The organism is Bacillus sp. FSL K6-2861 (genome assembly GCF_038630725.1).
Lineage (GTDB): Bacteria > Bacillota > Bacilli > Bacillales > Bacillaceae > Bacillus > Bacillus velezensis.
The window spans coordinates 1,365,609-1,391,467 of the sequence record NZ_CP152037.1 but is presented as its reverse complement, the minus strand read 5'-3'; the positions used below and the strand labels follow the sequence as shown (position 1 = coordinate 1,391,467).

General features: G+C 44.2%; 24 protein-coding genes and 1 pseudogene. 5 read left to right on the top strand and 20 right to left on the bottom strand.

The features are described from left to right. Positions 1-22: 22 nt before the first annotated feature. Positions 23-2,155, bottom strand: coding sequence for a penicillin-binding protein 2 (locus NYE62_RS07095; protein WP_342497324.1), 2,133 nt, complete (start codon positions 2,153-2,155; stop codon positions 23-25). A gap of 336 nt (positions 2,156-2,491) precedes the next feature. On the opposite strand from NYE62_RS07095, the gene NYE62_RS07090 reads away from it, so the two are divergent. The 3 genes and pseudogenes from NYE62_RS07090 (at position 2,492) to NYE62_RS07080 (ending at position 4,043) form a co-directional block, all read left to right on the top strand. Further along, positions 2,492-3,268: a CAP domain-containing protein gene (locus NYE62_RS07090; protein ID WP_342497323.1), complete on the top strand. Its 777-nt coding sequence runs from the start codon at positions 2,492-2,494 to the stop codon at positions 3,266-3,268. A gap of 25 nt (positions 3,269-3,293) precedes the next feature. Beyond that, positions 3,294-3,437, top strand: a pseudogene (locus NYE62_RS07085) (P-II family nitrogen regulator); the annotation flags it as partial. Between the two features lie 216 nt (positions 3,438-3,653). Beyond that, positions 3,654-4,043, top strand: coding sequence for a hypothetical protein (locus NYE62_RS07080; protein WP_085341946.1), 390 nt, complete (start codon positions 3,654-3,656; stop codon positions 4,041-4,043). 544 nt (positions 4,044-4,587) lie between these two features. Here NYE62_RS07080 and NYE62_RS07075 read toward each other — a convergent pair. The 9 genes from NYE62_RS07075 to NYE62_RS07035 form a co-directional block, all read right to left on the bottom strand. Then, positions 4,588-5,454, bottom strand: coding sequence for an NAD(P)-dependent oxidoreductase (locus NYE62_RS07075; protein WP_025284653.1), 867 nt, complete (start codon positions 5,452-5,454; stop codon positions 4,588-4,590). An 80-nt stretch (positions 5,455-5,534) separates the two neighbouring features. Further along, positions 5,535-7,502: a methyl-accepting chemotaxis protein gene (locus NYE62_RS07070; RefSeq protein ID WP_144664183.1), complete on the bottom strand. Its 1,968-nt coding sequence runs from the start codon at positions 7,500-7,502 to the stop codon at positions 5,535-5,537. Positions 7,503-7,628: 126 nt separating this feature from the next. Further along, positions 7,629-8,657: a spore photoproduct lyase gene (gene splB, locus NYE62_RS07065; protein WP_003154644.1), complete on the bottom strand. Its 1,029-nt coding sequence runs from the start codon at positions 8,655-8,657 to the stop codon at positions 7,629-7,631. Positions 8,658-8,741: 84 nt separating this feature from the next. After that, positions 8,742-8,981, bottom strand: a complete 240-nt coding sequence (locus tag NYE62_RS07060) for a transcriptional regulator SplA domain-containing protein (protein WP_003154646.1) — start codon at positions 8,979-8,981, stop codon at positions 8,742-8,744. Between the two features lie 87 nt (positions 8,982-9,068). Continuing rightward, complete coding sequence (gene ptsP, locus NYE62_RS07055) at positions 9,069-10,784, bottom strand: phosphoenolpyruvate--protein phosphotransferase (RefSeq protein ID WP_342497322.1); 1,716 nt, start codon at positions 10,782-10,784, stop codon at positions 9,069-9,071. Next, positions 10,784-11,050, bottom strand: coding sequence for a phosphocarrier protein HPr (locus NYE62_RS07050; protein ID WP_003154654.1), 267 nt, complete (start codon positions 11,048-11,050; stop codon positions 10,784-10,786). The genes ptsP and NYE62_RS07050 overlap by 1 nt, the downstream gene beginning before the upstream one ends. A 96-nt stretch (positions 11,051-11,146) precedes the next feature. Then, positions 11,147-13,243: a glucose-specific PTS transporter subunit IIBC gene (ptsG, locus tag NYE62_RS07045; RefSeq protein ID WP_007409599.1), complete on the bottom strand. Its 2,097-nt coding sequence runs from the start codon at positions 13,241-13,243 to the stop codon at positions 11,147-11,149. 230 nt (positions 13,244-13,473) lie between these two features. After that, positions 13,474-14,340 carry a ptsGHI operon transcription antiterminator GlcT gene (gene glcT / locus NYE62_RS07040; protein ID WP_012117426.1) on the bottom strand — a complete coding sequence of 289 codons (867 nt, stop codon included), beginning with the start codon at positions 14,338-14,340 and terminating at the stop codon, positions 13,474-13,476. A gap of 50 nt (positions 14,341-14,390) precedes the next feature. Beyond that, entirely contained in the window at positions 14,391-15,356 is a 966-nt protein-coding gene (locus tag NYE62_RS07035; protein WP_342497321.1) for a LacI family DNA-binding transcriptional regulator, read from the bottom strand. Positions 15,357-15,455: 99 nt separating this feature from the next. Between NYE62_RS07035 and NYE62_RS07030 the strand changes: the two genes are divergently transcribed. Further along, entirely contained in the window at positions 15,456-15,581 is a 126-nt protein-coding gene (locus NYE62_RS07030) for a hypothetical protein (protein ID WP_014721086.1), read from the top strand. Positions 15,582-15,638: 57 nt separating this feature from the next. On the opposite strand, the gene NYE62_RS07025 is transcribed toward NYE62_RS07030, so the two are convergent. From NYE62_RS07025 to NYE62_RS07000, 6 genes are all read right to left on the bottom strand, one after another. Beyond that, entirely contained in the window at positions 15,639-16,733 is a 1,095-nt protein-coding gene (locus NYE62_RS07025; protein WP_342497320.1) for a Xaa-Pro peptidase family protein, read from the bottom strand. 113 nt (positions 16,734-16,846) lie between these two features. Beyond that, on the bottom strand, positions 16,847-18,760 hold the full coding sequence (locus NYE62_RS07020) for a heavy metal translocating P-type ATPase (RefSeq protein ID WP_007409595.1): 1,914 nt from the start codon (positions 18,758-18,760) through the stop codon (positions 16,847-16,849). Positions 18,761-19,002: 242 nt separating this feature from the next. Next, positions 19,003-19,497 (bottom strand): endospore biogenesis thiol-disulfide oxidoreductase StoA, encoded by a 495-nt coding sequence (gene stoA, locus NYE62_RS07015; protein WP_007409594.1) that lies wholly within the window; start codon positions 19,495-19,497, stop codon positions 19,003-19,005. A 62-nt stretch (positions 19,498-19,559) separates the two neighbouring features. Continuing rightward, entirely contained in the window at positions 19,560-20,900 is a 1,341-nt protein-coding gene (locus tag NYE62_RS07010; RefSeq protein ID WP_342497319.1) for a polysaccharide biosynthesis protein, read from the bottom strand. A gap of 115 nt (positions 20,901-21,015) precedes the next feature. Beyond that, the gene (locus NYE62_RS07005; RefSeq protein WP_007409592.1) at positions 21,016-21,639 is read right to left on the bottom strand and encodes a cell wall hydrolase; all 624 of its coding nucleotides are present in this window, start codon (positions 21,637-21,639) and stop codon (positions 21,016-21,018) included. Positions 21,640-21,914: 275 nt separating this feature from the next. Beyond that, entirely contained in the window at positions 21,915-22,109 is a 195-nt protein-coding gene (locus tag NYE62_RS07000; RefSeq protein ID WP_007409591.1) for a hypothetical protein, read from the bottom strand. Between the two features lie 163 nt (positions 22,110-22,272). On the opposite strand from NYE62_RS07000, the gene NYE62_RS06995 reads away from it, so the two are divergent. Continuing rightward, entirely contained in the window at positions 22,273-22,458 is a 186-nt protein-coding gene (locus NYE62_RS06995; protein ID WP_003154669.1) for a YkvS family protein, read from the top strand. A 72-nt stretch (positions 22,459-22,530) separates the two neighbouring features. Here the strand turns inward: NYE62_RS06995 and NYE62_RS06990 are convergent, their stop codons facing one another. From NYE62_RS06990 to ykvP, 4 genes are all read right to left on the bottom strand, one after another. Beyond that, positions 22,531-22,806: a DUF3219 family protein gene (locus NYE62_RS06990; protein WP_007409590.1), complete on the bottom strand. Its 276-nt coding sequence runs from the start codon at positions 22,804-22,806 to the stop codon at positions 22,531-22,533. A gap of 415 nt (positions 22,807-23,221) precedes the next feature. Beyond that, positions 23,222-24,157: a glycosyl hydrolase family 18 protein gene (locus NYE62_RS06985; RefSeq protein ID WP_020955733.1), complete on the bottom strand. Its 936-nt coding sequence runs from the start codon at positions 24,155-24,157 to the stop codon at positions 23,222-23,224. Between the two features lie 96 nt (positions 24,158-24,253). After that, on the bottom strand, positions 24,254-24,481 hold the full coding sequence (locus tag NYE62_RS06980) for a LysM peptidoglycan-binding domain-containing protein (protein ID WP_122503874.1): 228 nt from the start codon (positions 24,479-24,481) through the stop codon (positions 24,254-24,256). A gap of 15 nt (positions 24,482-24,496) precedes the next feature. Next, on the bottom strand, positions 24,497-25,696 hold the full coding sequence (gene ykvP / locus NYE62_RS06975) for a spore protein YkvP (RefSeq protein WP_199022497.1): 1,200 nt from the start codon (positions 25,694-25,696) through the stop codon (positions 24,497-24,499). Positions 25,697-25,859 lie beyond the last annotated feature (163 nt).

Sequence of the window (25,859 nt, the reverse complement as noted above, 5' to 3'; positions counted from 1 at the left end):
TGTTCGGCCGCCCTTTCATTTGTTATTTTTTATTGTATTTCTTTTCAAGCTCTTTGTAAGCGTCAACTGCTCCCTTGGCAATGTTTTTGCTTACATGATCTTTATCATTTCGAACAGAGGGAACGACGACGCTGAATGCCACTCTTGGATGTTCTGACGGATAATAGCCGACAAAGGTCAGGTTATACGTGTACTTCCCCCACCAGTTTTTGTTCGTGCCGTAATAGTGCGTCTCCGCGGTTCCCGTTTTTCCGGAAACATCAGCGCCGGAACCTTGGAATGTTGAATAAGCCGTTCCTTGAGGTGAGCTTGTGACCAATTTCATTCCTTTATGAACCTGATCAAAATCGCTCGGACTGTTATTTACTTTGTTCAAAATTTTAATATCTCGCTGTTCAATCGCTTTTCCAATCTTGTTTTTGCTGTCCGGTTCATGAATGCTTGTGACGATCCGCGGCTGGACGCGATACCCGCCGTTTGCGATGGCTGAAATATATTGAGCCATTTGAAGCGGCGTATACGTATCAAACTGTCCGATCGCAAAGTCAAGCAGCAATCCCCCGACCATTTGCGGATTTGACTGCATGCCCGCTGATTCCTGCGGAAGATCAATCCCTGTCTTCACACCCAAACCGAATTGGGCGTAGTAGTTGCGCATTTTCTTAATATCGTCTAATCCGGCAGGCAGCGTACCGTGCGGGACGTAAGTAATGCCGGCGATATGCATGGCCACATGAAACATATATACGTTTGAACTTCTTTGCAGCGCGGTCAGCTCAGTAATGGCTCCCATTTGTGTCCACGATTGTTTTCTCGTTTTGCCTTTAAATACAAGCGGTGCATCGACAAACGTTTTATAATGCGGGAGGCCGCTTTGGTAACCCGCGAGAACAGTCGCTCCTTTAACAGAAGAGCCCATCTCATATTGGGTCGTAAATGCTCCGATCGCAAAATCCTGTGTTTTATTTGTTTCGAGATCGATGCGTTTCCCCGCCATTGAGAGAATATCCCCGTTGTTCGGATCCATCATGACGGCAAATCCTCTGTCAACCATAAAGTTGCCTGCGGCGCGGCTTCTTCTCAGCTCTTTTTCAATGACTTTTTCGACTTTCGACTGTAATTCCATATCGAGCGAGAGCTGCAGATCGTAGCCTCTGCTGCCTTCATCGACGGGCTTTTGGCTGACGACTTCACCTTTGCTGTTTTCCACATACTCAACTTTTTCTTTATGTGCGTTTAAATAGTCTTCATACTGATATTCAATGTAGCTTTTTCCCACTCGGTCATTCAGTGAATAGCCTCTTGTGACATAGTAATCTTTCCGTTCGCCCAACAATCCCTGTTCCGGTGTCGTCACACCGCCGAACAGAGAGTACAGTGTTTTGTCGTACGGATATTTCCGCGTCCAGTCATTGATTACGTCAATGCCGGGGAGCTCTTTCAGGTGCTCGGATACGACGGAAACTTCTTCATATGTCAGGTCGCTTTTTGGTTTTTGCTTGTTGTTTTCATGCTCGTCAAGCAGTGAACCGCTGTTTCCGTTTCCGTTCAGCTTATTCGGGTCCATTGATTTGACGACTTGCGGCTGATAGGCATTGCCGCTTGAAAAACGCGTATAAATCGCCGCGATTTGCAGCTCTTTTTTATTTTGTTTGATCGCATCAATCTCCTGCTTCGGGACGCGTTCAATCTGGCGTTTGTACACTTCTTGGGATTTCAGGCTGTTTTCTGAATCCTTCATAAGCTTTTCCGCCTTCTTCGGATGTGCCGCAAGCCAGTAATCAATGATATTTCGATCCTTCATAAATTCAGTATCAATATGAATCAGTGCGGCGAGATTTTTTGCCGTTTTCAATTTGTCCTTAGCCGAGGTTTTTGAGGTAGAAACATATACAATTTCAGGCACAGCCTGGTTATCAACCGCCACTCTGTTCCGCTTGTCATACATCTTTCCCCGCGGTGTCGGATAATAGGCGGTTTTAGCATTTGCCTTCTCCGCATCCTGGCGGTGTTTATCCCCTTCGACAATCTGGACGATGCCGAGTTTAAAAATCAGTGCCGTAAAGAGAAGAAAAACAATCAAAAAATAGAGATTCATTCTCAGCGCTCTGTAACGTTTCGTTTTTTTCTTTGGTTCGCGCGCGACTTCAGCCACTTTCTGTTACACCTCTCAAATCATTGAATATATTTACATAAACAGATTTTAATTGTAACATTTTTGTAAAAGTTGTTACAGCGAAAACGGGTAAAAAAAACTGTCAAGATCAAATTATCTTAAAATATATCTAACACTTCAAATAATTTGAAGAGATGTAACGGATTTTAAAAAATAAATACAGATCGTTTTTCCTGATATAAAGCCATTTTTCTGTGCTCAATTACAATTATGACAAACGTTTGTTGTCAAAGGAAATGGCTGCCTGCATTATGACAAAAAAGCTGTGATAAGATTTTTCATGTAGAAAAAAACTTCTCTGGGAGGCTATTAACTATGAAAAAAGCATTTCTCTTATCTGCCGCCGCGGCAGTCAGTTTGATTACATTCGGAGGCATTCAGCAGGCATCTGCCAAAGAGCTGTCATGCCAGCACGTCGTTACCGTGAAAAAAGGAAACACCGTACAGCATCTGACTCTTCAAGAGGCTGTTGAAAAACTACATATGAAAACGAGCGTGAAAAAGCTAAACGTTAAAAATGAGAAAGAACTGACTCAGCTGCTGCAAAAACACGCCAAGCATTCTGACATGACAGTTAAGGATGTACAAAAAGAAACACCGGCAAAAACGGCTCCGGCAGCTGCTGAAAAACCGAAAGCCGATCAAAACCAGGCTGCTGACAATACAAAGCAGACAGATAACACAAACAACAGCAGCGAGAAAACTCCTTCTTCTGTCAGTGCGTACGAAAAGAAAGTCGTTGAATTGACAAATGCAGAGAGACAAAAGCAAGGCTTAAAACCTCTGCAGATTGATGATAAACTAAGCAAATCAGCTCACGCAAAATCACAAGATATGAAAGACAAAAACTATTTCGATCACCAAAGCCCTACTTACGGCTCCCCTTTCGATATGATGAAATCTTTCGGAATCACTTATAAAACCGCCGGTGAAAATATCGCCAAAGGCCAGCCGACTCCTGAAGCCGTTGTCAAAGCTTGGATGAACAGTGAAGGCCACAGAAAGAACATCATGAATCCTGAGTTCACTCAAATCGGTGTCGGTTACGTAGAATCAGGAAACATCTGGACACAGCAATTTATCGGAAAATAAATAAAAAAAGATTGCCCGGCGGGGCAATCTTTTGCCTGTCGAAAAAGTGGCTGAGACGGTGCAAAAAGTGCTCAAACCCCGTAATCTCGGAGACGGCAAAATCTTTATTTTTGAAATTCACAACACAATCAACATCCGTACGGGCGAAGAAGGGCCTGACACTTTATAAATTTACAAATTTTTGAAGCTCCCGGCACATAAGTGCTGGGAGCTTTTTTGTAAAATCTTAAAACGTGATGATTAAATTGGTTTTGTTAGCCTTTGCTTCTTTAGTAATACTTTATTTAATAAAAAGTAGAATTTACCTATTTTCTGTTGAATATTTTTTCAAAATTTAGTAATATATTGAATGGGTTTCTAAATAAATGGAGAGAGGAAGTTTAAATTGAAAAAAATTGTAATGACTCTATTCACAGTTGCTCTATTGACATTCGGGATTTTCTCAAACAGTTCAGAAGCGTTAGCCATGACTTCAAAAGGAGCAATTAAATTCCAAACAGATGCTAATACTTACTCAAAACACGCTACTTCTATTGTCGTAACAGGTACTATGTCTAATCATGAACTAAACGAGGGTGTTGTAGTTGATCTTTTAAATAAAAAAGGAGATTCAGTCAAATATACAATTGTTAATGGCCGTAATATTCGCAGTTTTAGAGTAAGCTTTTCAACAAAAAATATTCCAGCAGGCAAGTATGATGTAATGGTAGCAACGACTTGGGGAAACCAAACCCATAGAGGAGTACTGAAACACTATATTACTGTACAACATTAAAATTCATATTATTAACAAATGGGTTTAACGTTGATTTCATCTGGAATTCTCAAAAAACAACATGTAATGATGAAATCTCTGAATCGAGGATGTTTTCGTAAATCTCTTGGATTTTTTACGATACATCCTCTTTTATTTTTCAGTTTTGCTAGAAGTCTAATCTATAGAATTTCAATTTCGGATGCCCAATTATTAGGTTTTAATTGCGGGAATCAACTCGATTTATTGCTATGTACATTTGGGTTACTCGAATTCATAGTTGAATCAGTCATGATACATCCTACTTTTGGAAAGTTGTATTAATCCTAATCATTATTCGGAAATCCCCCTTTAGATTTATAATAGACAGTCTGCATCAAACAAACGAGGGGGATTTTCCAAATTATTCACAGTAGAGCATTATAAATGGATGCACGTTAATACATTATCCTGCCAAGTTCCTGTCTTCATTAAAGGCTCTAAGAATACAAGGTTTGCAGATCATTGTTTACAAAACACCATCATCCTCAGCATCCATAAAATAGTCGCGTTCGGGCAATCTTTTTTATTTCACCCAAAGCTTATAAATGCTTTGAGTTCCGCTGTTTTCTTCACCTTGCGCGGAAAGCTTGTCGTATAATGATTTGGCGAGCGCCAATCCGGGCATCTCTTCTCCCATCAGCTCCGCTTCTTCAAGGGCGATTCCCATGTCTTTAATAAAGTGTTTCACGTAGAATCCGGGCGCAAAATCGCCTTTCAGCATACGGGGAGCAAGATTTGACAATGACCAGCTGCCAGCCGCTCCGGTTGTAATGCTTTTCAGCACTTGTTCCGGGTTCAGACCGGATTTTTCAGCGTAAGCCATCGCTTCAGCCACTCCGACCATTCCCGCTGCAATCGCGATCTGATTGCACATTTTCGTATGCTGGCCGCTGCCGGCCGGACCTTGATACTGAATGTTTTCCCCCATAACGGAGAAAAGCGGCAGGCATGCTTCAAACGCTTCTTTTTCTCCTCCGGCCATAATGGCAAGCGTTCCGTTCCGCGCGCCGATGTCTCCGCCGGAAACGGGTGCATCCAGAGCGTGAATGGATTTTTCTTTGGCCTGCTCCGCAATCTTTTTCGCCAGAGACGGTTTTGATGTCGTCATATCAATGACAAACGCCCCTTCTTTTGCGTGCCGGAGAATGCCGTTTTCGCCGAGATAGATGTCCTCGACATCACTCGGATAGCCGACCATAGTAATAATAATGTCAGCTTTCTCTGAAAGGTCTTTGACCGTCTCCTGCCAGACCGCTCCCTTATTCAGAATTTCTTCAGCTTTTTGTTTCGTACGCGTGTAGACTAAAACAGGATAGCCCGCTTCTAAAATGTGCGATGCCATACTGTTTCCCATGACGCCCAAACCGATAAATCCGACCGTTTTGTTCACTGCGCTTTCCTCCCCTGATGCGATTCATATATCACTCTTTCATGTCTATATTACCATATAATAGGCTGATAGAGTCCGCGTTACAAGGTGAATTTAGAAATGGCGCTGATCAGATCTTCGCTCGCGCTCTTTAACATATCAGTCGATTGCTTTACTTTTTCAAGCGTAACGAGCTGTTCATCAGTAGAAGCATTCACTTCTTCCGCCGCTGCCGCAGATTCCTGAGAAATGGCAGAGATGCTTTGAATCGCTTCTTGAATCGCGGCTTGTTCTTCACTCATTTTTTGAATGTCATTGTAAATATGATCTATACCTTGAACGAGAGACTGCATTTCCGTCGTAATCAGATTGAGGACCTCACCCGTTTCATGAATGGCGCTGTTTTGTTCATCATTCATTCTGCTTGCCTCAATCATCGCGTGTGACGCTTCTTTTGTCTCTGATTGAATCAGACGGACCGTCTCACTGATATGGCCGGAAGAAAGAGCTGATTGTTCAGCAAGCTTGCGGACTTCTTCCGCGACGACGGCAAAGCCCCGTCCGCTTTCTCCCGCTCTTGCGGCTTCTATGCTCGCATTCAGCGCCAAGAGATTCGTCTGGTCTGAAATAGCGGATATTGCCGTCACGACTTCTTCTATGTTTTTCGTTTGTTCTTCCAGGTCAGTCAGCATTGCCTCTACTTTTTTCGTTTCTGAATTGGCTTCGTTTGACTTCATCAGCAGCTGCCCGAGCGCGTCCAATCCTTTGTAGCTGGCATCCTCTGAAGATTTTGAGAGTTGTTTTATGCTGCCTGCGCGATCTGCGATTCCTTTTATTTTGACCGAGAGATTTTCTGATTTTTCATTGATCGTCTCAACCTCTGACGCTTGCTCTGTCGCTCCGGCGGCGACTTCCTCTATCGCTTTTGCGATTTGTCCGCTCGTTTCATTTGTTTCTTGTGAAATGACGGTTAGCTGCTCAGATGTATCAGACACATTTTCTGAGGAGGCCTTGACCTGTTCGACCATCTCTTTCATATTTTCAACCATTTGGTTAAAGTCTTTTGTTAACTCGCCTACTTCATCTTTTGATTTCGTCTGAGCGCGGACGGTTAAATCTCCCGCTGAGACTGAATTTGTTTTGGCAATCAGCTGCTGAATCGGCCCGGTTATCGTTTTTGCGAGGAAATAACTGAGGCCGATCGTAATCACAAGAGCAATCAGTGACATAAAAATGCTCACCGTGTTCATTTTATCGGCTACTCCCATCAGCTGATCTTTTTCAAACTGCGTTCCGACTTTCCACCCTGTTTCTTTTACCGTTTGGTAGACGACCATGTTCCCCTGCAGCTCTTTGATGCCTTCTTTATCCGCAGTGAGGTCTTTTAACGTCTGATCTTCCGAAATATTTTTTCCCTGTTTTTCCGGATGCGCCAGAAGAGAGCCGTTTTCATCCGCCAAAAACGCAAATCCTTTATACGGTACCTTTTGCTCGTTGACCATGCTCTGAATGGAGGACAGCTTCAGATCTAAGCTCGCCACTCCGACGACGGTTCCGCTGTTTTGAATGGCTTTTGACGCCGTCACGATCATGTCTCCCGTCACTGCATCTTTGTAAGGGTCAGTCCAGACAACCTTATCGGGTTTTTCGGCCGCCATCTTATACCACGTTCGATTTGTCGGATCATAGTCTTTGGCAAAGTCGGCCTTTGGATATGTAAACATTTGTTTGTTTGCGGTTCCGACATACGCAAGCGCGACATATTTGTCATTCTGTCCGATCTGTTTTAACTCATCATTAAAAAGCCGCGCGGTTTCTTTCTTCCCATCTGATAGAAAAGACCGGGACAATTCACCGCCTGCCAATCTCAATAATACGGTCTCATCATTTTTCAGCTGAAGCTCAATGTTCTGACCGAGTGAATTGGTGACATTCTCTGTCGTACGTTTTGCTTCCTCCGTCATCATCGGCTTTAATGTCAAATATGAAGAAACCGTTAAAAAAACAACCGTTACGATAAGCATTGCCGATACAAACACAGCAATTTTGATGTGCATTTTTTTAAACATAACCATCCCCTCCTGAGAGTTATATCGGTCTTTCGGCCAAGAAAATGAATAAACCTTGAAATAAATATCAAAAATTTCCGCCATTTGGCGCTGCAAAAAAAGAGCTGTCGTACCGACAGCTCCGCCTTACGTAAAATATTCGATTTTCGCTTTCGGGAAATAGGTTTCGATATAAGATTCCAGTGTTTCCCTTAAAGCATGCTCTTCGTCTTTTTGGTATATATACTTGCCGATTCCGTAGCGTCCCCATTTGTATCTGCGCTTTTCTTCATCAAGCTCAAGCTTTGTTTTCGGATAGTTCTTCTCAATCACCCGTTTGGCCGGTTTTGTAAAACGGTGCTGGATCAGTTCAAATGTGATGTCATGCCGAACGTCTTCATCAAGCGCCGCATCAAGTTTCTCAAACAGTTCCTTATAGCCTTCCTCCCAGCCATCGTGAATATAAATCGGCGCCACGATGAAACCGAGCGGATAGCCCGCTTTAGCGACTTTGACGGCGGCTTCTATCCGTTTGTCGAGCGGAGAAGTTCCCGGTTCAAAGTTTTTAATGACATAATCCGCATTGATGCTGAATCTGAACCTAGTCTTTCCGTTATGTTTTGCATCAAGCAAATGATCGACGTGGTGAAATTTAGTCACGAATCTGAGCTGTCCCAATTCGCTTTGTCCGAAATGTTCAATGGCTCTTTTTAATGTATGTGTCAGATGATCGATTCCTACGATATCAGACGTACAAGAGGCTTCAAATCTTGTAAATTCCGGCGCCCGTTCTTTCATATACTCATCAGCCTGATCCAGAATCTCTTCCACATTGACATATGTCCGAATGTAGGGCTTTGACCCCATCGTCGTCTGCAGGTAGCAATAGTGGCAATGCCCCATACAGCCCGTCGCAAATGGAATGGCATATTCGGCGGACGGCTTTGAAGAATCGAATTTCAGTGTTTTCCGGACGCCGATTACCAATGTTGATTTCGCGTTCCGGTATTGCTGCAAGTGATTTTTTCCCGGAATATTCCGGACTTGATTATGCGATGTCGTTTCTCTGATCTCAAGCCCCATGTTTTCAAACTTATTCTTCAGCTCTTGTCCTAACGGGTATTCGAGCGCTCTCGGTTCAATATAAACAAGCTGGGGCACAAACGGCTTCAACATAGACAGACACTCCCTTTACATATCCTCATGTTGTTACTTTCCGTTTAAAAGAGAGTGAATATGCGTTGTAAACATTTCCTTTGATCAATGATACCGGTCTTCTTCAAAAAGCTCGCTGTAAAGCGCTTCCGCTTCCTCATATGTCGAAAAGACCGCGTCATCTTCGGCCAGCGGATGATAGGTTTCGTATAAAAACAGAGACAGTTCTCCCTCATGATACGGATGATGGACGATCTCCGCCTCTTTAATATGGGCAACATTGGCCGCATGCGGATTGCGGTAAATCACATAGACCGTATCCCCCGCTGCAAATGATTTTGTCATAATAATCCCTCCTGTTGAAAGTTATTGTTCCCCCCTTTTTTCCGAATATGAAAAAAACCAGACGGCTTACACCGTCTGGCTTTTGTATTACTTATTGAATGTTTCTTTAACGAATGCGACAACCTCTTCTGTCGTGCTCATAGACAAGATTGTTTCTTTGAATGATTCAGCTTCTTTTTTAGAAAGCTTGCTGATCTGCGTTCTTGCCGGAAGGATGGATGTAGCGCTCATCGAGAACTCATCTAAGCCTAAGCCGAGAAGAATCGGAATCGCAATTTCGTCTCCCGCCATTTCTCCGCACATGCCGACCCATTTGCCCTCTTTGTGAGCGGCTTCAATAACAAGGGTGATCAGACGGAGAATCGCCGGATTGTATGGCTGATACAGATAAGCTACGCGCTCGTTCATGCGGTCAGCAGCCATCGTGTATTGGATCAAGTCATTTGTTCCGATACTGAAGAAGTCAACTTCTGCGGCAAACTGATCTGCGATCACGGCTGTAGACGGAATCTCTACCATCATACCGACTTCAATATCGTCAGAAACCGCTACGCCGGCTTCGACGAGTTTTTCTTTTTCTTCGAGAAGAATCGCTTTCGCCTGTTTAAACTCGTTTACTGTCGCAATCATCGGGAACATGATTTTTAAGTTTCCGTATGTACTTGCACGAAGCAGCGCACGAAGCTGAGTTCTGAAGATTTCTTGCTCTTCAAGGCAAAGGCGGATGGCTCTGTAGCCTAAGAACGGGTTCATTTCTTTAGGTAGCTGCAGGTAAGGAAGCTCTTTGTCGCCGCCGATATCCAATGTCCGCACGACAACTGATTTTCCTTCCATACGCTCAAGAACCGTTTTATAAGCGTCAAACTGCTCGTCTTCCGTCGGAAGCTGGTCGCGTCCCATGTAAAGGAATTCCGTACGGTAAAGCCCTACAGCTTCTCCTCCGTTTTCAAGAACGCCTTTTACATCGTCAGGTGTGCCGATATTTGCGGCAAGCTCTACATGATGGCCGTCTTTAGAAACAGTCGGTTCATTGACGAGCTTCGCCCACTCAGCTTTTTGCGCCAGGTAAGCACTGTGCTTTTCTTCATATTTCTTTAACGTTTCACTGGAAGGATCGATGATCACATCACCATCGATGCCGTCTACGATTACCGTAACACCGTTTTCAATTGTCCCTGTAGCCGCTTTTGTGCCGACAACAGCCGGAATTTCAAGCGAACGGGCCATGATCGCGGAGTGTGAAGTGCGTCCGCCGATATCAGTTGTAAAACCTTTTACAAACTGGCGGTTTAATTGCGCCGTATCAGACGGTGTCAAATCTTCAGCCACGATAACAACCTCTTCTGAGATCATGCTCGGGTTCGGAATTTCCACGCCCAGCAGGTGCCCCGTCACACGTTTTGTTACGTCACGGATATCCGCCGCACGCTCTTTCATGTATTCGTTATCCATTGATTCAAACATAGTAACGAACATGGAAGCTGTTTCTTTCAAAGCGAATTCAGCATTGACTGAATCTATGCTGATTTTCTCCTTTACCGGGTTCAACAGCTCAGGATCACTCAGAACTAAAAGGTGCGCGGAGAAAATGTCAGCTTTGTCTTGTCCCAGTTCTTTTAAAGCATGCTCTTTAATTTTTTCAAGCTCTTCTTTAGAACGTACAATCGCTTCATCAAAACGGCTTACTTCAGCCGCAGCATCAGCAATGTTTTTCTTTTCAACCGTTAAGTCCGGCTCTTCAAGCCGGTATGCTTTCGCAATCGCAATTCCGGCTGAAGCGCCTATTCCTTTTAATTCTTGCATTACTCGCCGAGTCCTTCGCTTTTCATTGTTTCTTCTAAAGCGTTAAGAGCATCGTTTTCGTCAGCGCCTGAAGCGGAAATTGTGATTTCAGCGCCTTTAGCGATACCTAGAGACATAACGCCCATGATTGACTTAAGGTTTACTGTTTTGCCGTTATATTCTAAGTTTACGTCAGCATCGTATTTGCTTGCAGTCTGTACAAGAACTGTCGCAGGACGAGCGTGGATTCCGGAATCTGCTGTTACTTTAAATGTTTTTTGTGCCATGATTATCATTCTCCTTTAAATTAAAGCTATTTTACTACACAATATTATATCATACAGCCGTACTTGTCATCTGACAAGCACGGCGTATTTATATGCTTATTTTCCGATTTTCACAATATCTTTTTGTTCCCGTTTTACGGTACCTTCGGCCGAAAGGGAAATCGCTTCACCCTCGGCAAGATTTGTAAAGACAATCGGTGTCATTAATGAAGGAACATGAGGTTTAACCGCTTCAAGATCAACTTCAAGCAGCTTTTGCCCCGGTTCAACCCGGTCACCCTCAGAAACAAAAGAAGTGAATCCTTCGCCTTTCAGACTGACTGTGTCGATTCCGAAATGAATCAGGATCTCTCTTCCGCCGTCAGACTGAAGGCCGATCGCATGTTTTGTCGGGAAAACATTCAGCACTTTTCCGCGGACAGGCGATACGACGATTCCTTCTTCAGGAAGAATCGCAAAACCGTCACCCATCATTTTTCCTGAGAACACCTGGTCAGGCACATCGGTAATCGGATGGATTTCGCCGGTGATCGGAGAAGCGAACACTTCTTCACCCTGCTCGTTTCGGAGCGGATCTGCGATAACCTCTTCAACCTGCTGGCTGACTTCTTCTTGCGCGGATACTTTCGGTTCAGGGCGCGGCGTGCGTCCGGCGATAATATCCTGCATCTGTGTTTTTAAACCGTCAGAACGCGGGCCGAAAATGGCCTGAATGTTGTTTCCGACTTCAAGAACGCCTGAGGCGCCAAGCTGTTTCAGACGGGCCTTATCCACTTTCTTCTGGTCGTTGACCGTAACGCGAAGTCTCGTGATACAAGCGTCAAGGTGCTTAATGTTTTCCTGATCACCCATTGCCTGCAGGATTTCATAAGGAAGGTCGCCGGCTTCGCCTGAGGCGCCCGCACCTTCATCCGCAGCCTCTTCTTCACGGCCCGGCGTTTTCAGATTGAACTTTCTGATCGCAAACCGGAAACCGAAGTAGTAAATGACGGCTAATCCTAAGCCGACCGGAATGACAAGCCACCAAGCCGTCCGGTTAGGCAGAATTCCGAACAGGAAGTAGTCAATCAGACCGCCTGAGAAGGTCATACCGATTTTTACATGCAGCAGCTGCATAACCATAAAGGAAAGCCCCGCGAATACGCAGTGAATCGCAAACAGGATTGGAGCCACAAACAAGAATGAGAATTCAAGCGGCTCGGTAATTCCCGTTAAGAAACTTGTCAGAGCGGCAGAACCCATGATTCCGGCTACAAGTTTTTTCTTTTCAGGCTTCGCTTCATGATAGATTGCAAGCGCTGCCGCCGGAAGACCGAACATCATAAACGGATATTTCCCCGTCATAAATGTTCCCGCCGTCAGCTGTACGCCGTCTTTGATCTGAGCCATGAAAATCCGCTGATCTCCGCGGATGATGTCTCCAGCCGCATCTTTATAGCTGAAAAATTCATACCAGAACGGCGAGTAGAAAATGTGATGAAGACCGAACGGAATCAATGACCGCTCAATCATCCCGAAAATAAAGGCCGCCAAGGTTGGATTCGCTTCCACAAGACCCGTGGAGAAGGAATTCAGACCGTGCTGGATCGGAGGCCAGATCACTAACATAATAAGACCGAGAATTAATGCGGAAATTGATGTGATAATCGGGACGAACCGCTTACCCGCAAAGAATCCGAGGTACTGCGGAAGTTCAATTTTATAAAACTTGTTAAACAATAACGCGGCCAGAACCCCGACGATAATACCGCCGAACACGCCCGTCGCCAAAGTGGGTATCCCCAGCATGTTAATATAGGCCGGATGGTTTTCCGCAAAAAACTTTGCCCGTTCAATTTTGTCAGACGGAATACTGCCGTTTGCCATAAGCACGGCGCTCATGGATACGTTCATGACCAAGTATCCGATAATAGCCGCGATTCCGGCAACACCGTCTCCGTTGGCAAGACCGATCGCAACCCCTACTGCAAAAAGAAGCGGCAGGTTGTCAAATACGATTTGGCCGGCGCTTTCCATGACATTCGCCACAAGCTGAACGTTATCATTGCTTAAGAAGTGCATGACTTGAATCATATCTTTGTTCTGCATGGCATTCCCTAACGCAAGCAAGATCCCTGCAGCCGGTAAAATCGCAACCGGAAGCATAAGAGCACGGCCGATTTTCTGGAGAACGCCGAATAATGCTTTAAACATAAAAGATGTACCTCCTCTGTTAGCTAGTGTGACCTTACAGCGAAAATTCATGACAACGAATTCACTGGCGCAAGTCTTCAGTTTAACCGTTTACATTTGCCCTTTTACACAACAAAAAAGGCATGAGTAAAAAGGGTGTGCAAAATAACGGGACCGTTCTTCCCGTTTTTTACCCTCAATCACTCATGCCTGATCGAATCAGTGACACGTTTTTAAGGTTTCAACTGAAATTATGAAATTTTATTGGTTAATCGGTACAAATGAAGCGTGAGATAAACCGCTTCCGCCTCATGAACTGGTTTTTTCAGTATTTGCTGCAAGATTTTTATCAGTTTCCAAGCAGTATTGTAGCATAGCGGGTATTCATTTTTCAATAATAACATTAACTTTTCTGGTTCTTTTGTCTGCTCTTCCCGATTAATCCTGTCTATGGTAAATCTGATATGCCGGATCAGCCGCAAATAGTGGACGCTTTCTTTATTCACTTTCATCTGGAAAGATTCCTCAATCACCTGAACGAGCCGGGACATCAGCTGTGAATGCTGATTGACCTCTGAAAGGGGCCGATTCGTCAGGGCGGAGTGGATATGCAGAGCGATAAAGCCGATCTCCCCTTCCGGAAGGCAGATTCCCGTCTTTTCATTAATCATGCCGACGACTTCACGGGCAATTTGGAATTCTTCCGGATAAAGCGTTTCGGTTTCCATGAGAAACGGGTTTTTAATGTCAAAACCCTGCTGCAGCCGCTTTACCGCAAAGGCGATATGGTCAGTCAGCGCAATATGGATATGCTCATTTAACGGTTGGCTTGTCCGCTTCTTGATATGATAAATGACGTCATTGGAGATGTCGACAAGTGTCTCGTCCACATAACCGAGGAGCTTTTTAAATTGTTTTTGTTCTTTTTCATCCTTTAAGATGAACATCTTGTCATACCCTTTATCTTCAATGACATCCGCTTGTTTTTTTCCAAAGCCGATCCCTTTTCCGATTAAGACGACCTCACTGTATCTATCATGTGTTGCGATGAGCACATTGTTATTTAATACCTTTTCAACTGTAAAGGACCCCTTCATGATCCTCAGCTCCTTTGTCATTCAATACCTCATATCGTACAAAACGAACGGAAAGCGCGTCAATTCTTTTTTTAGACGGTTGATCGTTCAATAAGGCGGTAATCAAGAACTTTCCTTGCCGGAGGCCCGCCGCTGATCCGGTTCTCAAGCATGTGAAAAGCCTGCTTTCCCATTTCTTTTGTTTGTATATCTATTGTGGAAATACCTAACATCTTGCTGATATCATGATTGTCGATGCTCAAAATCGCAAGCTCTTCCGGGATGCGCGTCCCGTTTGTCTTGGCTTCAAGGTAAAGACCTGCGGATACTTGATCATTCGCCGCAAACAGCGCAGTCGGTTTGTCATCCCAGCTCTTCCATCTATGAAAAAGGGCTTTCCCGTCAAGCAGCGTCAGCGCCTTTTCCACAACCAGCTCTTCCCTGTAAGGCTGCCCGATCTTCTTGAGCGCCTCTTTGTATGCGGCAATGCGTACTTGACTGTTTTTTCCCTTTTTTCTGGCCAGGCTTATCGCTATTTTCCGGTGTCCCTTTTCTATCAGATAATCCAGACCGTGCCGAAATGCTTCCCGATGCGGATTACTGATGGAGGAAAGCCCTGCCGCATCAGTGTACTGGCAGAGGATGAGCGGTTCTTTCACGGTAAGCAGATGTTCATCAGGAATTGCTTTGGAGCAGATAATCAGGCCGTCCACTTGGCGCTCCTGTAACTGTGATAAGGCAAAACGTTCTTTTTGCTGCTGATAATCTGTCTGGTATAAAGAAAGATGCACGCCTGACGCTTCGGCAGCCTCGGCAATACCTGCAACAAGGTCCGCAAAATACGGAAGATTCACCGACGGAAGCACAACGCCGATCATATCGGAAAAACCTTTGGATAAATGCACAGCATGAATGTTGCGCGTATATCCGAGCGATTGCATCGCTTTTTTCACTCTTTCTCTTTTGTCCTTACTTACATAAGGATGATCATTTAATACTCTTGATACCGTTGTAACGGAAACCCCAGCAGCGCCGGCAATGTCTCTGATCGTAGCCATGGCGTCCCCCCTTTCTTTTTTTCCCTTGATCTGGAATGCGTTTCATACAGTAAGCTAGAAACAGATACATCCTATTCGTTTGAAAGGAGAAGAACAGCGATGGGGATTCTTTGCTTAATCGGTTTGTGTCTCGCCATAGTCGGCGGCAGTTATCTTGCCATGCGGCCCCTGAATGAAAAGCATGACATCAAACCATTTCAGCATTTTGATGATTTTTTCATTTAAAAGGTGATAAAAAAGGACGCTGCGTTCCAGAACCGTCCTTTTTTATCACAAAGCTTTTTATTTCAGAATCGTTAATTCTTTCGGATACTGCGTTAATGCTTCGGCGCCGTCTTTTGTGACGAACACATCGTCTTCAATGCGCACGCCGCCGACATCCGGCACGTAAATCCCCGGTTCTATCGTGTACACCATGCCTTCTTTGAGGAGTGTGTCGTTCGAGCTGCTCATTGATGGATATTCGTGAACCGAAATCCCGAGTCCGTGGCCGAGGCGGTGCGGGAAATAGTCTCCGTATCCGGCTTTTTCAATAATGCCGCGGGCTTTTAAATCGAGATCGCCGATTCTGACGCCTGGTTTGCTTAATTGAAGCGCCGCCTGTTCAGCTTTAAGCACCGTTTCGTAAATCTCTTCCTGTTTCGGGCTGATTGATTGGTATGCGAATGTTCTCGTAATGTCTGAACAGTAGCCGTCAAGAATAACGCCCAGATCAAACAGAACAAAATCGCCTTTTTTCAACCGGTCTGCACCCGGATTCCCATGGGGCTGGCCTGATTTTTCCCCGAACAGCACCATCGTTGAAAATGACATGCCCTGCACGCCTTTTTTCTTCAGCTCAAACTCAATCTGCGCGAGTACTTCGGTTTCACTCACACCCTCTTTGAGCGCCGCAACACCGACTTCAACTCCGTAATCCGCGAGCTTTGCCGCTTCCCTGAGAATGCTGATTTCCTTCTCATCTTTCACGAGACGAAATTGGTTGAGCGTTTCTTCTGCCGAAACAAATGCCGCGCCCCCTGAAGCTTGTTTGAGCTGTTCTGAGCGGGAAAGAGAGATCGAATCCTTTTCAACCGCGATGGAATCAAGCCGCACATTTCGTTTTTTGAGCTCGGCTTTGATCAGCTCCCACGGATCTTCGTGATCGCCGTAGCCGATAATATCATGCTCCCACCCGGCGTTGCGGGCTTGTCCGGCTTCCATTCCCGGACAAACGAAAAACGGCTCCTGTTCCTGAAACAGGAACAATCCCATTAACCGCTCATGCGGATCCGTGTAAAAATCAGTTAAATAAAATACGTTTTCCTTTGTATGTATAAACGCCGCATCATGTCCTTCTTTTTTCAGCCAAGATGAAACACGTTCTAATCTGTTCATTTTTTGCTTTTCCTCCTTACCAAAGTGACTCTTTATTCATTCTATCAGTTTTCTGGCGTTTATGCTGTGAACGAACATTTAAAAAACAGCCGCCCGATGTGCGGCTGTCATGTTTATTTTAATAATCTCAGTCCGTTCAGAATGACCAGAATCGTGCTCCCCTCATGCCCGATCACGCCAAACGGCAGTTCCATCACCTGCAGAAAGTTAGCGCAGATCAAAAGGCAGATGACCGAGAGCGAGAAAACAATATTCTGCTTAATAATCCGGTTCATTTTCCTTGAGAGTCTGCACATTTTCACAAGCTTGTGAAGATCATTTTTCATAAGGACTAAGTCAGCCGTTTCAAGGGCCACGTCCGTCCCCCCGCCCATCGCAATACCGACGTCAGCGGTTTTCAGAGCGGGCGCGTCATTAATGCCGTCCCCCACCATGGCGATTGTGCCGTACGTTTCTTTCAGCTTCTTCACTTCTTTTGCCTTTTGGTCCGGCAGACAATCGGCAACAACCGTCGTCATGCCCGCCTCTTTTGCAATGGCAGCCGCAGTTTCAGACTGATCGCCGGTGAGCATGGCTGTTTTAATACCCAGTGATTCAAGCTCAGCCATCACGGCTTTGGCTTCAGGTCGGATTTGATCCTTTAAGGCAAAGCAGCCCGCAATCCGGTCATCTTTTTTAACAAAGACCAGTGTAAAACCTTTATCCTTTAATTCTTTTCCCGATGTTTGCAAAAAAGCATCTGCCGCATCTTCACCTGCAAACCCCGCTTTTCCGACCATCCATTTGACGCCTTCTATTTCAGCCTGAACACCGAATCCGGACGTCTCGTCAATCGATAGATGTCCTGCGGGCGCGGCGCCCCGGCTTTCGGCAAATTCAGCTATCGCTTTTGCAAGCGGGTGGCTTGATTGCTTTTCCATCGCATACACCGCCTGCATGATCTCATCTTCACTCACATGTTCCGCAGCTTGAAATGCCGCGACTGCCGGCTGTCCCTTTGTGACCGTGCCGGTTTTGTCAAATGCGATCATCCGTACGCTTCCCAGCTGCTCTAAAAACACACTTCCTTTAACCAATAATCCGTTGCGGGCCCCATTTGAGATAAGGGAAAGCGCAGCGGGCATAATAGAAGCGACAAGTGCGCACGGGGAGGCGACCACCATAAACACCATCGCCCTGTAAAAGGTTTCACTCCAGCTCCAGCCTAAAGCGAAATGAGGAATGAATAAAAGCAAAGCCACGGCTAACAGCACGCCTTTGACATAGACACTTTCGAACCGCTCAATAAATGCCTGAGCCGGTGACACGCTGTTTTGGGCTGATTCCACCAGCCGGATGATTTTTCTGAATAAAGACTGTTCATTTGTTTTCGTCACACGGACCGTTAAGGAGCCGTTTCCGTTTACCGTTCCTGTAAACACAGAATCTCCGGCTGTTTTTTCCGCCGGCATCGCTTCACCCGTAAGCGCCGATTCATCGAGGCTCGTCACGCCAGACTCAATGATCCCGTCTGCTGCTACGCGTTCGCCCGGCTTAATGACGATCATGTCACCGATCTTAAGTTCAGCAGCCGGCACCCGCTTTTCCCGTCCGTCCGCAAGCAGTGTCGCTTCCTCCGGTTCCAGTTTCATTAAAGATGTTAAATCACGGCTGCTTTTATTCATCGTATATGTTTCGAGCGCGCCGCTTAACGAAAAAATAAAGATAAGAACAGCGCCTTCAGCCCAATAACCGATCAGGGCGGAGCCGACAGCCGCAAAAATCATCAGCAGTTCCACATTTAACGCCTTCGTCTCAATGGTATCCTCAATTCCCTCTTTCGCTTTTGCAAATCCCCCGATCAGGAAGGCAAGGATATACAAAGTGACGGACAGGCCTTTTGTTTCGGTAAAAAACCAGGCCGCAAGAATAAGGACGCCGGATACGAGCGCCGCAATGAGTTCTGCATGCTGGAGCCACTTTTTTCCCGCCCGCTCTTCTTGTATGTGCTGTTGTGAATGGGTTTGTGTCATCACTTGTTCATTCATTATGAATTCTCCTCTCTAATTGAGAACGCAAATCATCTTCAATTCCCCGATAAAAGCAAAACAGCCGCCTGACAGGCAGCATTTTCACAGTGTTATCGCAGTGTTTCCTTTATTATAGCATGCCGGCGGAAGATTTCAATTATAATTGTTTTAATTTCTTTTTGATAATAATTATCATTAGTGTTTCTTCAGCTGTTCATTATATGCAAAAAAGGTGCGGGAGGAATTCCTCCCGCACCTTTTTATTTCTCTGACCATTCTTTTAATTGTGAGGCGGTCATCGGACCGACGATCTTTTTTTCGATTTCTCCTTTTTCATTCAGCAGAAATGACGTGGGAATCGTCATGACATCGTATTCCTTCATAAGCTCGCCTTTCGTGTCAAGAACAATCGGGAAAGTGAGATGGTGCTGACTGACAAAGTTTTGAACGGTATTTTTGTTTCGCTCGGCATTCATCAAATTTACCGTTACAAGGCTTACATCATCGGACTGATGCTGTTCATAATACGTTTGGAACTGAGGCAGTTCTTTTTTGCACGGCGGACACCACGATGTCCAAAAATGCAAAATCGTTTTCTGCCCTTTATTCGGAATCGATATCTCGTCTCCTTCAATCGTCTTCATCAGAAACACGGCGGGAACTGCCTGTTTTTCTGATGAGGCTTTTGCTTCAGGCATCCAGACGGCGGCAGCTATCAAAAGGACTGCACATACAATTAGGCGGTTTTTATGCATATGATCTTCCTTTCACGCGTTTCGGATAGCTTGCCCTTCCTTATTGAAATGTATCAGCCTTTTCAGCTTTCGATCCGGGGCGCTGTTCTTCCGCCGCCCGTTAAAAACACGGAGACACCGAGGTCTTTGCAGATCGTCGCGTAATGTAAACTTGTCAGAAGAATCATGCCGGTATTCATGCCGAGTATAATGCCGAGCATTTGCAATTCCGGCATAGAACCGAGCACATACATCATCGAAAGCCCTACAATGCTGCTCCATACGTTATGATAAAACGCCGTTTTCACGTGGCCGATACCGATCAGACAGGCCTGAAGCGGCATCACAAACAGATGAAAAAGAAAAAACGGCCACAAAAGCTGCAAATAATACTGCGCTTCCGGAGACTGAAAAAACAAATGGGTCAGCGGGCCCGCGAACTGAAACATGACCCAGACTGCCGGAATGCCGTAGCAGAATGTAATAAAAATCGCTTGTCTCAGCCGTTTCAGCACAATATCATATTGGGACAGCGCATACGCTTCTGAAATGCTGGGAATCATGACGACCATCAGCGAATGGGCGATAAATGCGGGAAACGAACCGATTGTCATCGCAACACCGGCAAGCATGCCGTATTGATCAATCGCGGCTGTCCCGGCTGCCCCGGACGCCAGCAGCGCTCCTTTCACTAAAAAGGGTTCAATGGCGTTCGTCACCGCATGAAATATACGAAGTCCCGTTGTCGGGATGGATACGGCCAGGAGGCGTTTCCGCACGTCCTTGCCGCGAAGATGAATGTGCTGATGGCCGGAAAGCGCCCTCCGCGCCAAAATAAACTGCGTATACAAGTAAACGAACACCACGACATCGCTTGCGACCAACACAAATAATGAAATGAGCACGGCCATATCAATTTCAAAAGAGTACCATTGAAAAAAGATAAACAGACAAAGCACTTGAATGATTTTTTTCATGACATTCGCAACCGCGATTTTTCCCATTTGCTGCACACCCATAAAATAACCTCTGGCGATGGATGTAAAAGCGACGACTGGAATCAGCCCGATGACAATCCCTTTAATAAACGGGTGATACGTATCGAATACAGGAATGAACGGCAGCGCGATGCTTGCGGCCGCGGTTGAAAACGCGGTAAAAACGGCGGTCATTCTGAAGGCATGCCAGAGCATGCTTTCATGCAGCTTCTGATTGGATTCCGCGATGAATTTTGAAATGGAGATCGGAAGCTCCAGACTGGCGATGACGATAATTAAAAAAATGGTGGGCAGAATGCTCATGTAAAGTCCCATCCCATGCTCGCCAAGCTCCCGCGCCAGTATCATATTCACGACAAATTCCAGACATTCCGCGAAAAAGGCGGCGATGGATAAAAGAATGATCCCTTTCACAAATCGATTCATGGTGTCTCTCCTTGTCTCTCGTTCTTCCATCATCATATGAGACAAGTTCTGAAAATATTTTCGATTTCTCAAAATTGAAAAAAGCATAGCCGGGATATTTTTGATCCCGCTATGCTTACATCGCAAATACGTGTCTGCCGATCCGTTCGATAATTTTTCGGGAACGGATCCAGTGGTCAGATGCCGTTTTCGGATTGTAGAAAAACAACGCGTTCGTTTCTCTGCCCGGATGGTCAAGCGCCTCATTTGCGGCGGCGATGGAATCCTTATCCGGCTTTTGATTAATGCTTCCGTTTGCTACCGGTTCAAATGCATTCCTTTGATAGATCACACCCCGAATGGTATCCGGGAAGCCGTTTTTTTCAGTACGGTTCAGCACTACGCTGGCTACCGCAACCTTCCCTTTATAAGATTCACCTTTCGCTTCTGCGTGAACGAGACGTGACAGAAGTTGTCTGTCAGCGCGGGAATACGTTTTTTTCGGCGGCTGATAAGCCGTCTCTTCCGGTTTTGCCTTCTTCTCTTGGTGAGATGACAGCTTTATCGGTTGGATAGAATGCTTATGATCCGTTTTTGAAAGCTTCGGAACCGAGCTTTTTTTATTTAAATCAGCAACCAGTGTGCTGGGTTCTTGCTTTGGCTTCTTCGCAAAAGTAAACAGAGCTTCTGTATGTTCAATTTTTGATGCAGGCATAAAACATAGAAAAAAGACAGCCAAGGCAGCAAATTTTGTCGTCATACGATTTCCTCCTTAAATACTTCACTACCTTAACAAGAGCTGTGCGCAAATTCACGGTTAAAGATTTTCCAGTGCTCCCAATCAGCTTTTATGATGGAAGAAGTTCGTTAACAGCCTTGTTATTGGCAGGAAAACAGCCGTCATTTTCACAACATTAACCAAATAGCAGTAAAAGTATCCATCGGAGGGATTTTACATTTTGTTTACATCTGTTACAGCAAGATGAAATGAGAAACCAAAAAACAAAAAAAAGACTCCTCAAGTGCGAGGAGCCGTCAGCTTCTTGGCTGTTCTAAATACTGAAATACAACATCTCCGCCCTGCTGTGCAATACCGCGGAAATGCTTAAAATCTTCCTGCTTCGATAAAACTGCTCGAAATGCAAGAAAATGTTCTTTCTGCACCCTGAATTCTTTGATTTCCCCGGTGCGCATTTGGTTGATACATTCTGAAATTTCCTCAGGCAGCAACGAACACAGCCTCCTTTTCTCGGCTTTTTCCCGAAAAACAATATACCATCTTTCCCCCGCCGGGACAATGATTGAGCGGGCTGATACCCATATCGCTTTACTTCTTAAAGAAAATACTGCAAAATATTTTCAAACAGGATTTATGATAAAGGAGAGGAAGCTCGTGAAAATTGCTAAGGTTGGAAACGTCATTGAATTTAAAAACGGATTAACCGGTATTGTTGAAAAAGTAAATGAAAACTCCGTCATCGTTGATGTAACCATCATGGATAATTATCGTGACCTTGAATTAGATTCCCTCACTGTCGTCAACCATAAGAATTATAAAATCATCAGAGACTCCTATTAAACCCCCCGAACAATCCGAACCATTTACATATCCCGCACAAAAGCTGCCGCCCGGCAGCTTTTTCAAATGAATTCAGATCTCGGTCATTTCTACAAAAAAATCACCTGTCTCATCTTTATTGTAAAGATTAGTGACGGATGTATAGTAGTTGGTTATTTTACCGCGGAATTCAAGCCCGCGCTCGGGCGCCTTGATGTCAAATGTTTTTTCATACAAAAGGACGGCAATATCATGATACGTTTCAGAGGTCACCTTCAATATAAATGAAATCATGCGGCCGTTTTCACCCGCACTTTCTTTACAATCATACATTTTCAGTCTTACACCGTTTAACTCTAACGGCTCCATAACGAACACTCCTTCTTTTTACAGGACATGCTATCATGCTGACCATTCCTTTACAATTGATCCGCTCCGAATGAGAAAAAACAGCGCAGGCCTTTACAAACATACGTTCCCTATTTTATAATGAAACAGACGAGCTGCCATCCAGCATCCCGTCTTTTCATTAGAAAGCGGCGAGTGGAATTCCCCCCGGATTCGCTCGTCTTTTTTATGTAAAACCCCCTCATTTCTGAGGAGAAACTATATGGTCGATTATCAACAAGTCATGGTTCTCCACGTACCTTGGCGCCTTGAATTTCCCCATCCTTTAATGAGAGTGGTCAATCAATTCTCATCATGTTTTTTAGATAAACCAGCATCCATTCAGGATAGAGATTCATTGCAATTATCTTCGAATTTTGCTTTGAACTATAAATCATTATATATTTTTAAACACTGTATTCCAGACTGACGCATCCTCTTGTCCAAGACTCCAGCTGCCAAGACCTTTCAGATTATATTTTTGAGCGAGTTTTATTTTTGCTCTGAGTGACTGTTCATTTTCAAACCATAATGTATATGTTCCCGAAGGCAACAGCCCCTTGTTATCGTGATTGACAGTAAAAATAGCTTTTGGAGATTGACTCTTTGTGTCAAAAATAATTGTCCCGTTATGCCTTTTTACTAATGAGTCAACAAGGTAAAGGGGAATGGCTTGAGAGGCAGATTGGCCTTTCATCCAACAGCGGCCATAGAATGGCAATCCTAAAACTAGTTTTTTAGGAGAGATTTTTTGGGTCAGAGCATATTGAATGGACTTTTCCACCCATCCTACACTTGCAGTAGGTCCAGCAAGGTGGCTTTCATCGTAGGCCATAATCATAAGGTAATCTGCATATTTAGCTAAATACTCGTAATCATATGATCCGTGCCAGCCCTTCGTCCAGCCAAAAGGATTTGCCGCCACTGCAACTGATACTTCTTTATGTCTAGGAATACTTTCTCTTACCAATCTAACAAAATCTGTAAATAAATTCCGATCTTTTTCTGTAAGGTTTTCTATATCGATATTAACTCCGTCCAAATCCAGTTCTTCTATTGCATGAGAAATTTGTTTAGCTAAAAGAACTCGGTTCATTAATGAAAATCGTCCCAAATCCTGATCCCAATGATTGCTTAGAAAAGGAACTACTTTTAATTTTCTTCTATGAAGAGCTTTAATCACATCGGGATTAGCTGAACGGAGAAGTAATGATCCATCTTTTCTGATATAGAAAAAATCAGGAGACACAACATTTAATACTCCGTTCGTTTGATCAACGTGTTGAATAAAATCCCATCCTAATCCAGAATAGAAATAGCTCATTTGAAACATCTCATAACCCCTTCATCCCCCAAAATATCAAGTTCCCCACAAATAAAAAAATGAGGATTGTCATTTCAATTTGATTCGTTTCCGAAACCTCAAAGATTATCTTTCTCTTATCTTTATAATTTGTCCAGGATAAATTCTATCTGAAGAAAGCTTATTAAGATTCATAAGTTGTTGTACCGGGATATTGAAGGATTTAGAAAGCGTCCATAATGTATCGCCGGATTCCACATGATATACTTCGTATGTCACGGGAAATTCCATATAACGAGGCGTTCTTTTTACTTTATTCGCTTGATTTCTTATTTTAGGTATTTTCCCCTTCATTCATATTACTCTCCTTTAGAAAAATTTGTTATCAATATTTCTAAACAGTTTCTCTCTAATCTTAATGATTTGTCCAGCATATATTTGATCTGATTTGAAATGATTAAGCTCCATGAGTTGCTGCAGGGAAATATTATACTTCCTGGCAATTATTGATAATGTTTCACCGGGAGTAACATGATGGATCACGTATTTTTCTTTGAGAACATCTACATAATGAATGGTTTCCCCTAAGTTTCTTATAATTCCTCTGCTTTTTAGCACCTCAAGCATTCTCTCGGCTCTATGCAGATAGGAATCATTCTTTACAGCCTTTTTACCGTTTATCTGAATCTTTTTTCTCTCGCTATCATGATTCAAATAGTATTTAACCTTTTCCAATGTTTCTTTTGGGGAGGAAGAAACGATGAGATCGCGGCCAGGTTTGAATTTACCTCGAACTGCTGGTGTATCCGATGTCAATAAAACCCCCCCGGAACCAAGAATCTCATAGGTGCGTTGCGTAAGTTGGCTTTCACAGTTTTGCAAACCGATAACGACTTTTGCTGAACTGTAGACTTTATATGCTTCAGTATAATCAAGGTATCCATGGATCCAATTGCGGGGAATTTCTCTTCCTATATATTTACTCATTTTTTCCCAGTTTCTCCCCCAAAAATCAATGCGAATACCCTTCCGTATAAGAGGACGAATAAGCGTTTTTAAAGAGGACGAACGGAACACTTCCGGATGTTCTTCAAGAAAATTAGGGTAAGCATTAGCCACCACTGCTATATCACAACTGTATTTTGCTAATGGTTTAATCTGGTGATGTATACTTTCGTGAAATGCAAAGTCTAAGTGAGCTGCTTTAATCCCCATGCTTTCATAAGTTTTACACAGAGAAGGCGTAACCGTGAAAACAAAATCTGGTTTCACCTTTTTAATTAACGGGATAGTAAAGTTTTGAGTGTGCAGCGGGTCTTCAGTTGCCCAATAAACGAGAGGGATATTCACCTTTTTAGTAGCGTTGCGAATCCAGGCCTGCTTTTCCCTTGAATGCTCTGGTGTCCATCCCATAGATACTATTAGATCTGGTTTAAATTCGTCTATCATTTCAGTGATATTTTCCCGACTTACAGGACCGGAAATCATTACGGTATGTCCTGCTTCCCTAAACCCATTTGGTAAACCATAGAGCCACATGGGATGACTCTCGAGGAAAAGAATTTTCACACATTTTCGCCCTCTCTTTCACTTTTTAATGTCTACTTTATTGGTATGTAGAAGAGAAATAATTTGTCGCGGTACCAGTCTATAAAAAATGTTCAAGTGCAAGATAACGTGATTGGATATGGATGCCCCACAAAAAAAGAAAGCAATCTACAACATATTTTCC

Bases quoted from the DNA above. Each gene is read 5' to 3' on its own strand.
- NYE62_RS07030 (WP_014721086.1), top strand. From the start codon at position 15,456: ATGGGGATTCTTTGCTTAATCGGTTTGTGTCTCGCCATAGTCGGCGGC.
- NYE62_RS07090 (WP_342497323.1), top strand. From the start codon at position 2,492: ATGAAAAAAGCATTTCTCTTATCTGCCGCCGCGGCAGTCAGTTTGATT.
- stoA (WP_007409594.1), bottom strand. From the start codon at position 19,497: ATGCATAAAAACCGCCTAATTGTATGTGCAGTCCTTTTGATAGCTGCC.
- NYE62_RS06990 (WP_007409590.1), bottom strand. From the start codon at position 22,806: ATGGAGCCGTTAGAGTTAAACGGTGTAAGACTGAAAATGTATGATTGT.
- ptsP (WP_342497322.1), bottom strand. From the start codon at position 10,784: ATGCAAGAATTAAAAGGAATAGGCGCTTCAGCCGGAATTGCGATTGCG.
- glcT (WP_012117426.1), bottom strand. From the start codon at position 14,340: ATGACAAAGGAGCTGAGGATCATGAAGGGGTCCTTTACAGTTGAAAAG.
- NYE62_RS07010 (WP_342497319.1), bottom strand. From the start codon at position 20,900: ATGAATCGATTTGTGAAAGGGATCATTCTTTTATCCATCGCCGCCTTT.
- NYE62_RS07050 (WP_003154654.1), bottom strand. From the start codon at position 11,050: ATGGCACAAAAAACATTTAAAGTAACAGCAGATTCCGGAATCCACGCT.
- NYE62_RS06980 (WP_122503874.1), bottom strand. From the start codon at position 24,481: ATGAAGGGGAAAATACCTAAAATAAGAAATCAAGCGAATAAAGTAAAA.
- NYE62_RS07025 (WP_342497320.1), bottom strand. From the start codon at position 16,733: ATGAACAGATTAGAACGTGTTTCATCTTGGCTGAAAAAAGAAGGACAT.
- NYE62_RS07035 (WP_342497321.1), bottom strand. From the start codon at position 15,356: ATGGCTACGATCAGAGACATTGCCGGCGCTGCTGGGGTTTCCGTTACA.
- NYE62_RS07005 (WP_007409592.1), bottom strand. From the start codon at position 21,639: ATGACGACAAAATTTGCTGCCTTGGCTGTCTTTTTTCTATGTTTTATG.
- NYE62_RS07070 (WP_144664183.1), bottom strand. From the start codon at position 7,502: ATGTTTAAAAAAATGCACATCAAAATTGCTGTGTTTGTATCGGCAATG.
- NYE62_RS06985 (WP_020955733.1), bottom strand. From the start codon at position 24,157: ATGTTTCAAATGAGCTATTTCTATTCTGGATTAGGATGGGATTTTATT.
- NYE62_RS07060 (WP_003154646.1), bottom strand. From the start codon at position 8,981: ATGACAAAATCATTTGCAGCGGGGGATACGGTCTATGTGATTTACCGC.
- ptsG (WP_007409599.1), bottom strand. From the start codon at position 13,243: ATGTTTAAAGCATTATTCGGCGTTCTCCAGAAAATCGGCCGTGCTCTT.
- splB (WP_003154644.1), bottom strand. From the start codon at position 8,657: ATGTTGAAGCCGTTTGTGCCCCAGCTTGTTTATATTGAACCGAGAGCG.
- NYE62_RS07020 (WP_007409595.1), bottom strand. From the start codon at position 18,760: ATGAATGAACAAGTGATGACACAAACCCATTCACAACAGCACATACAA.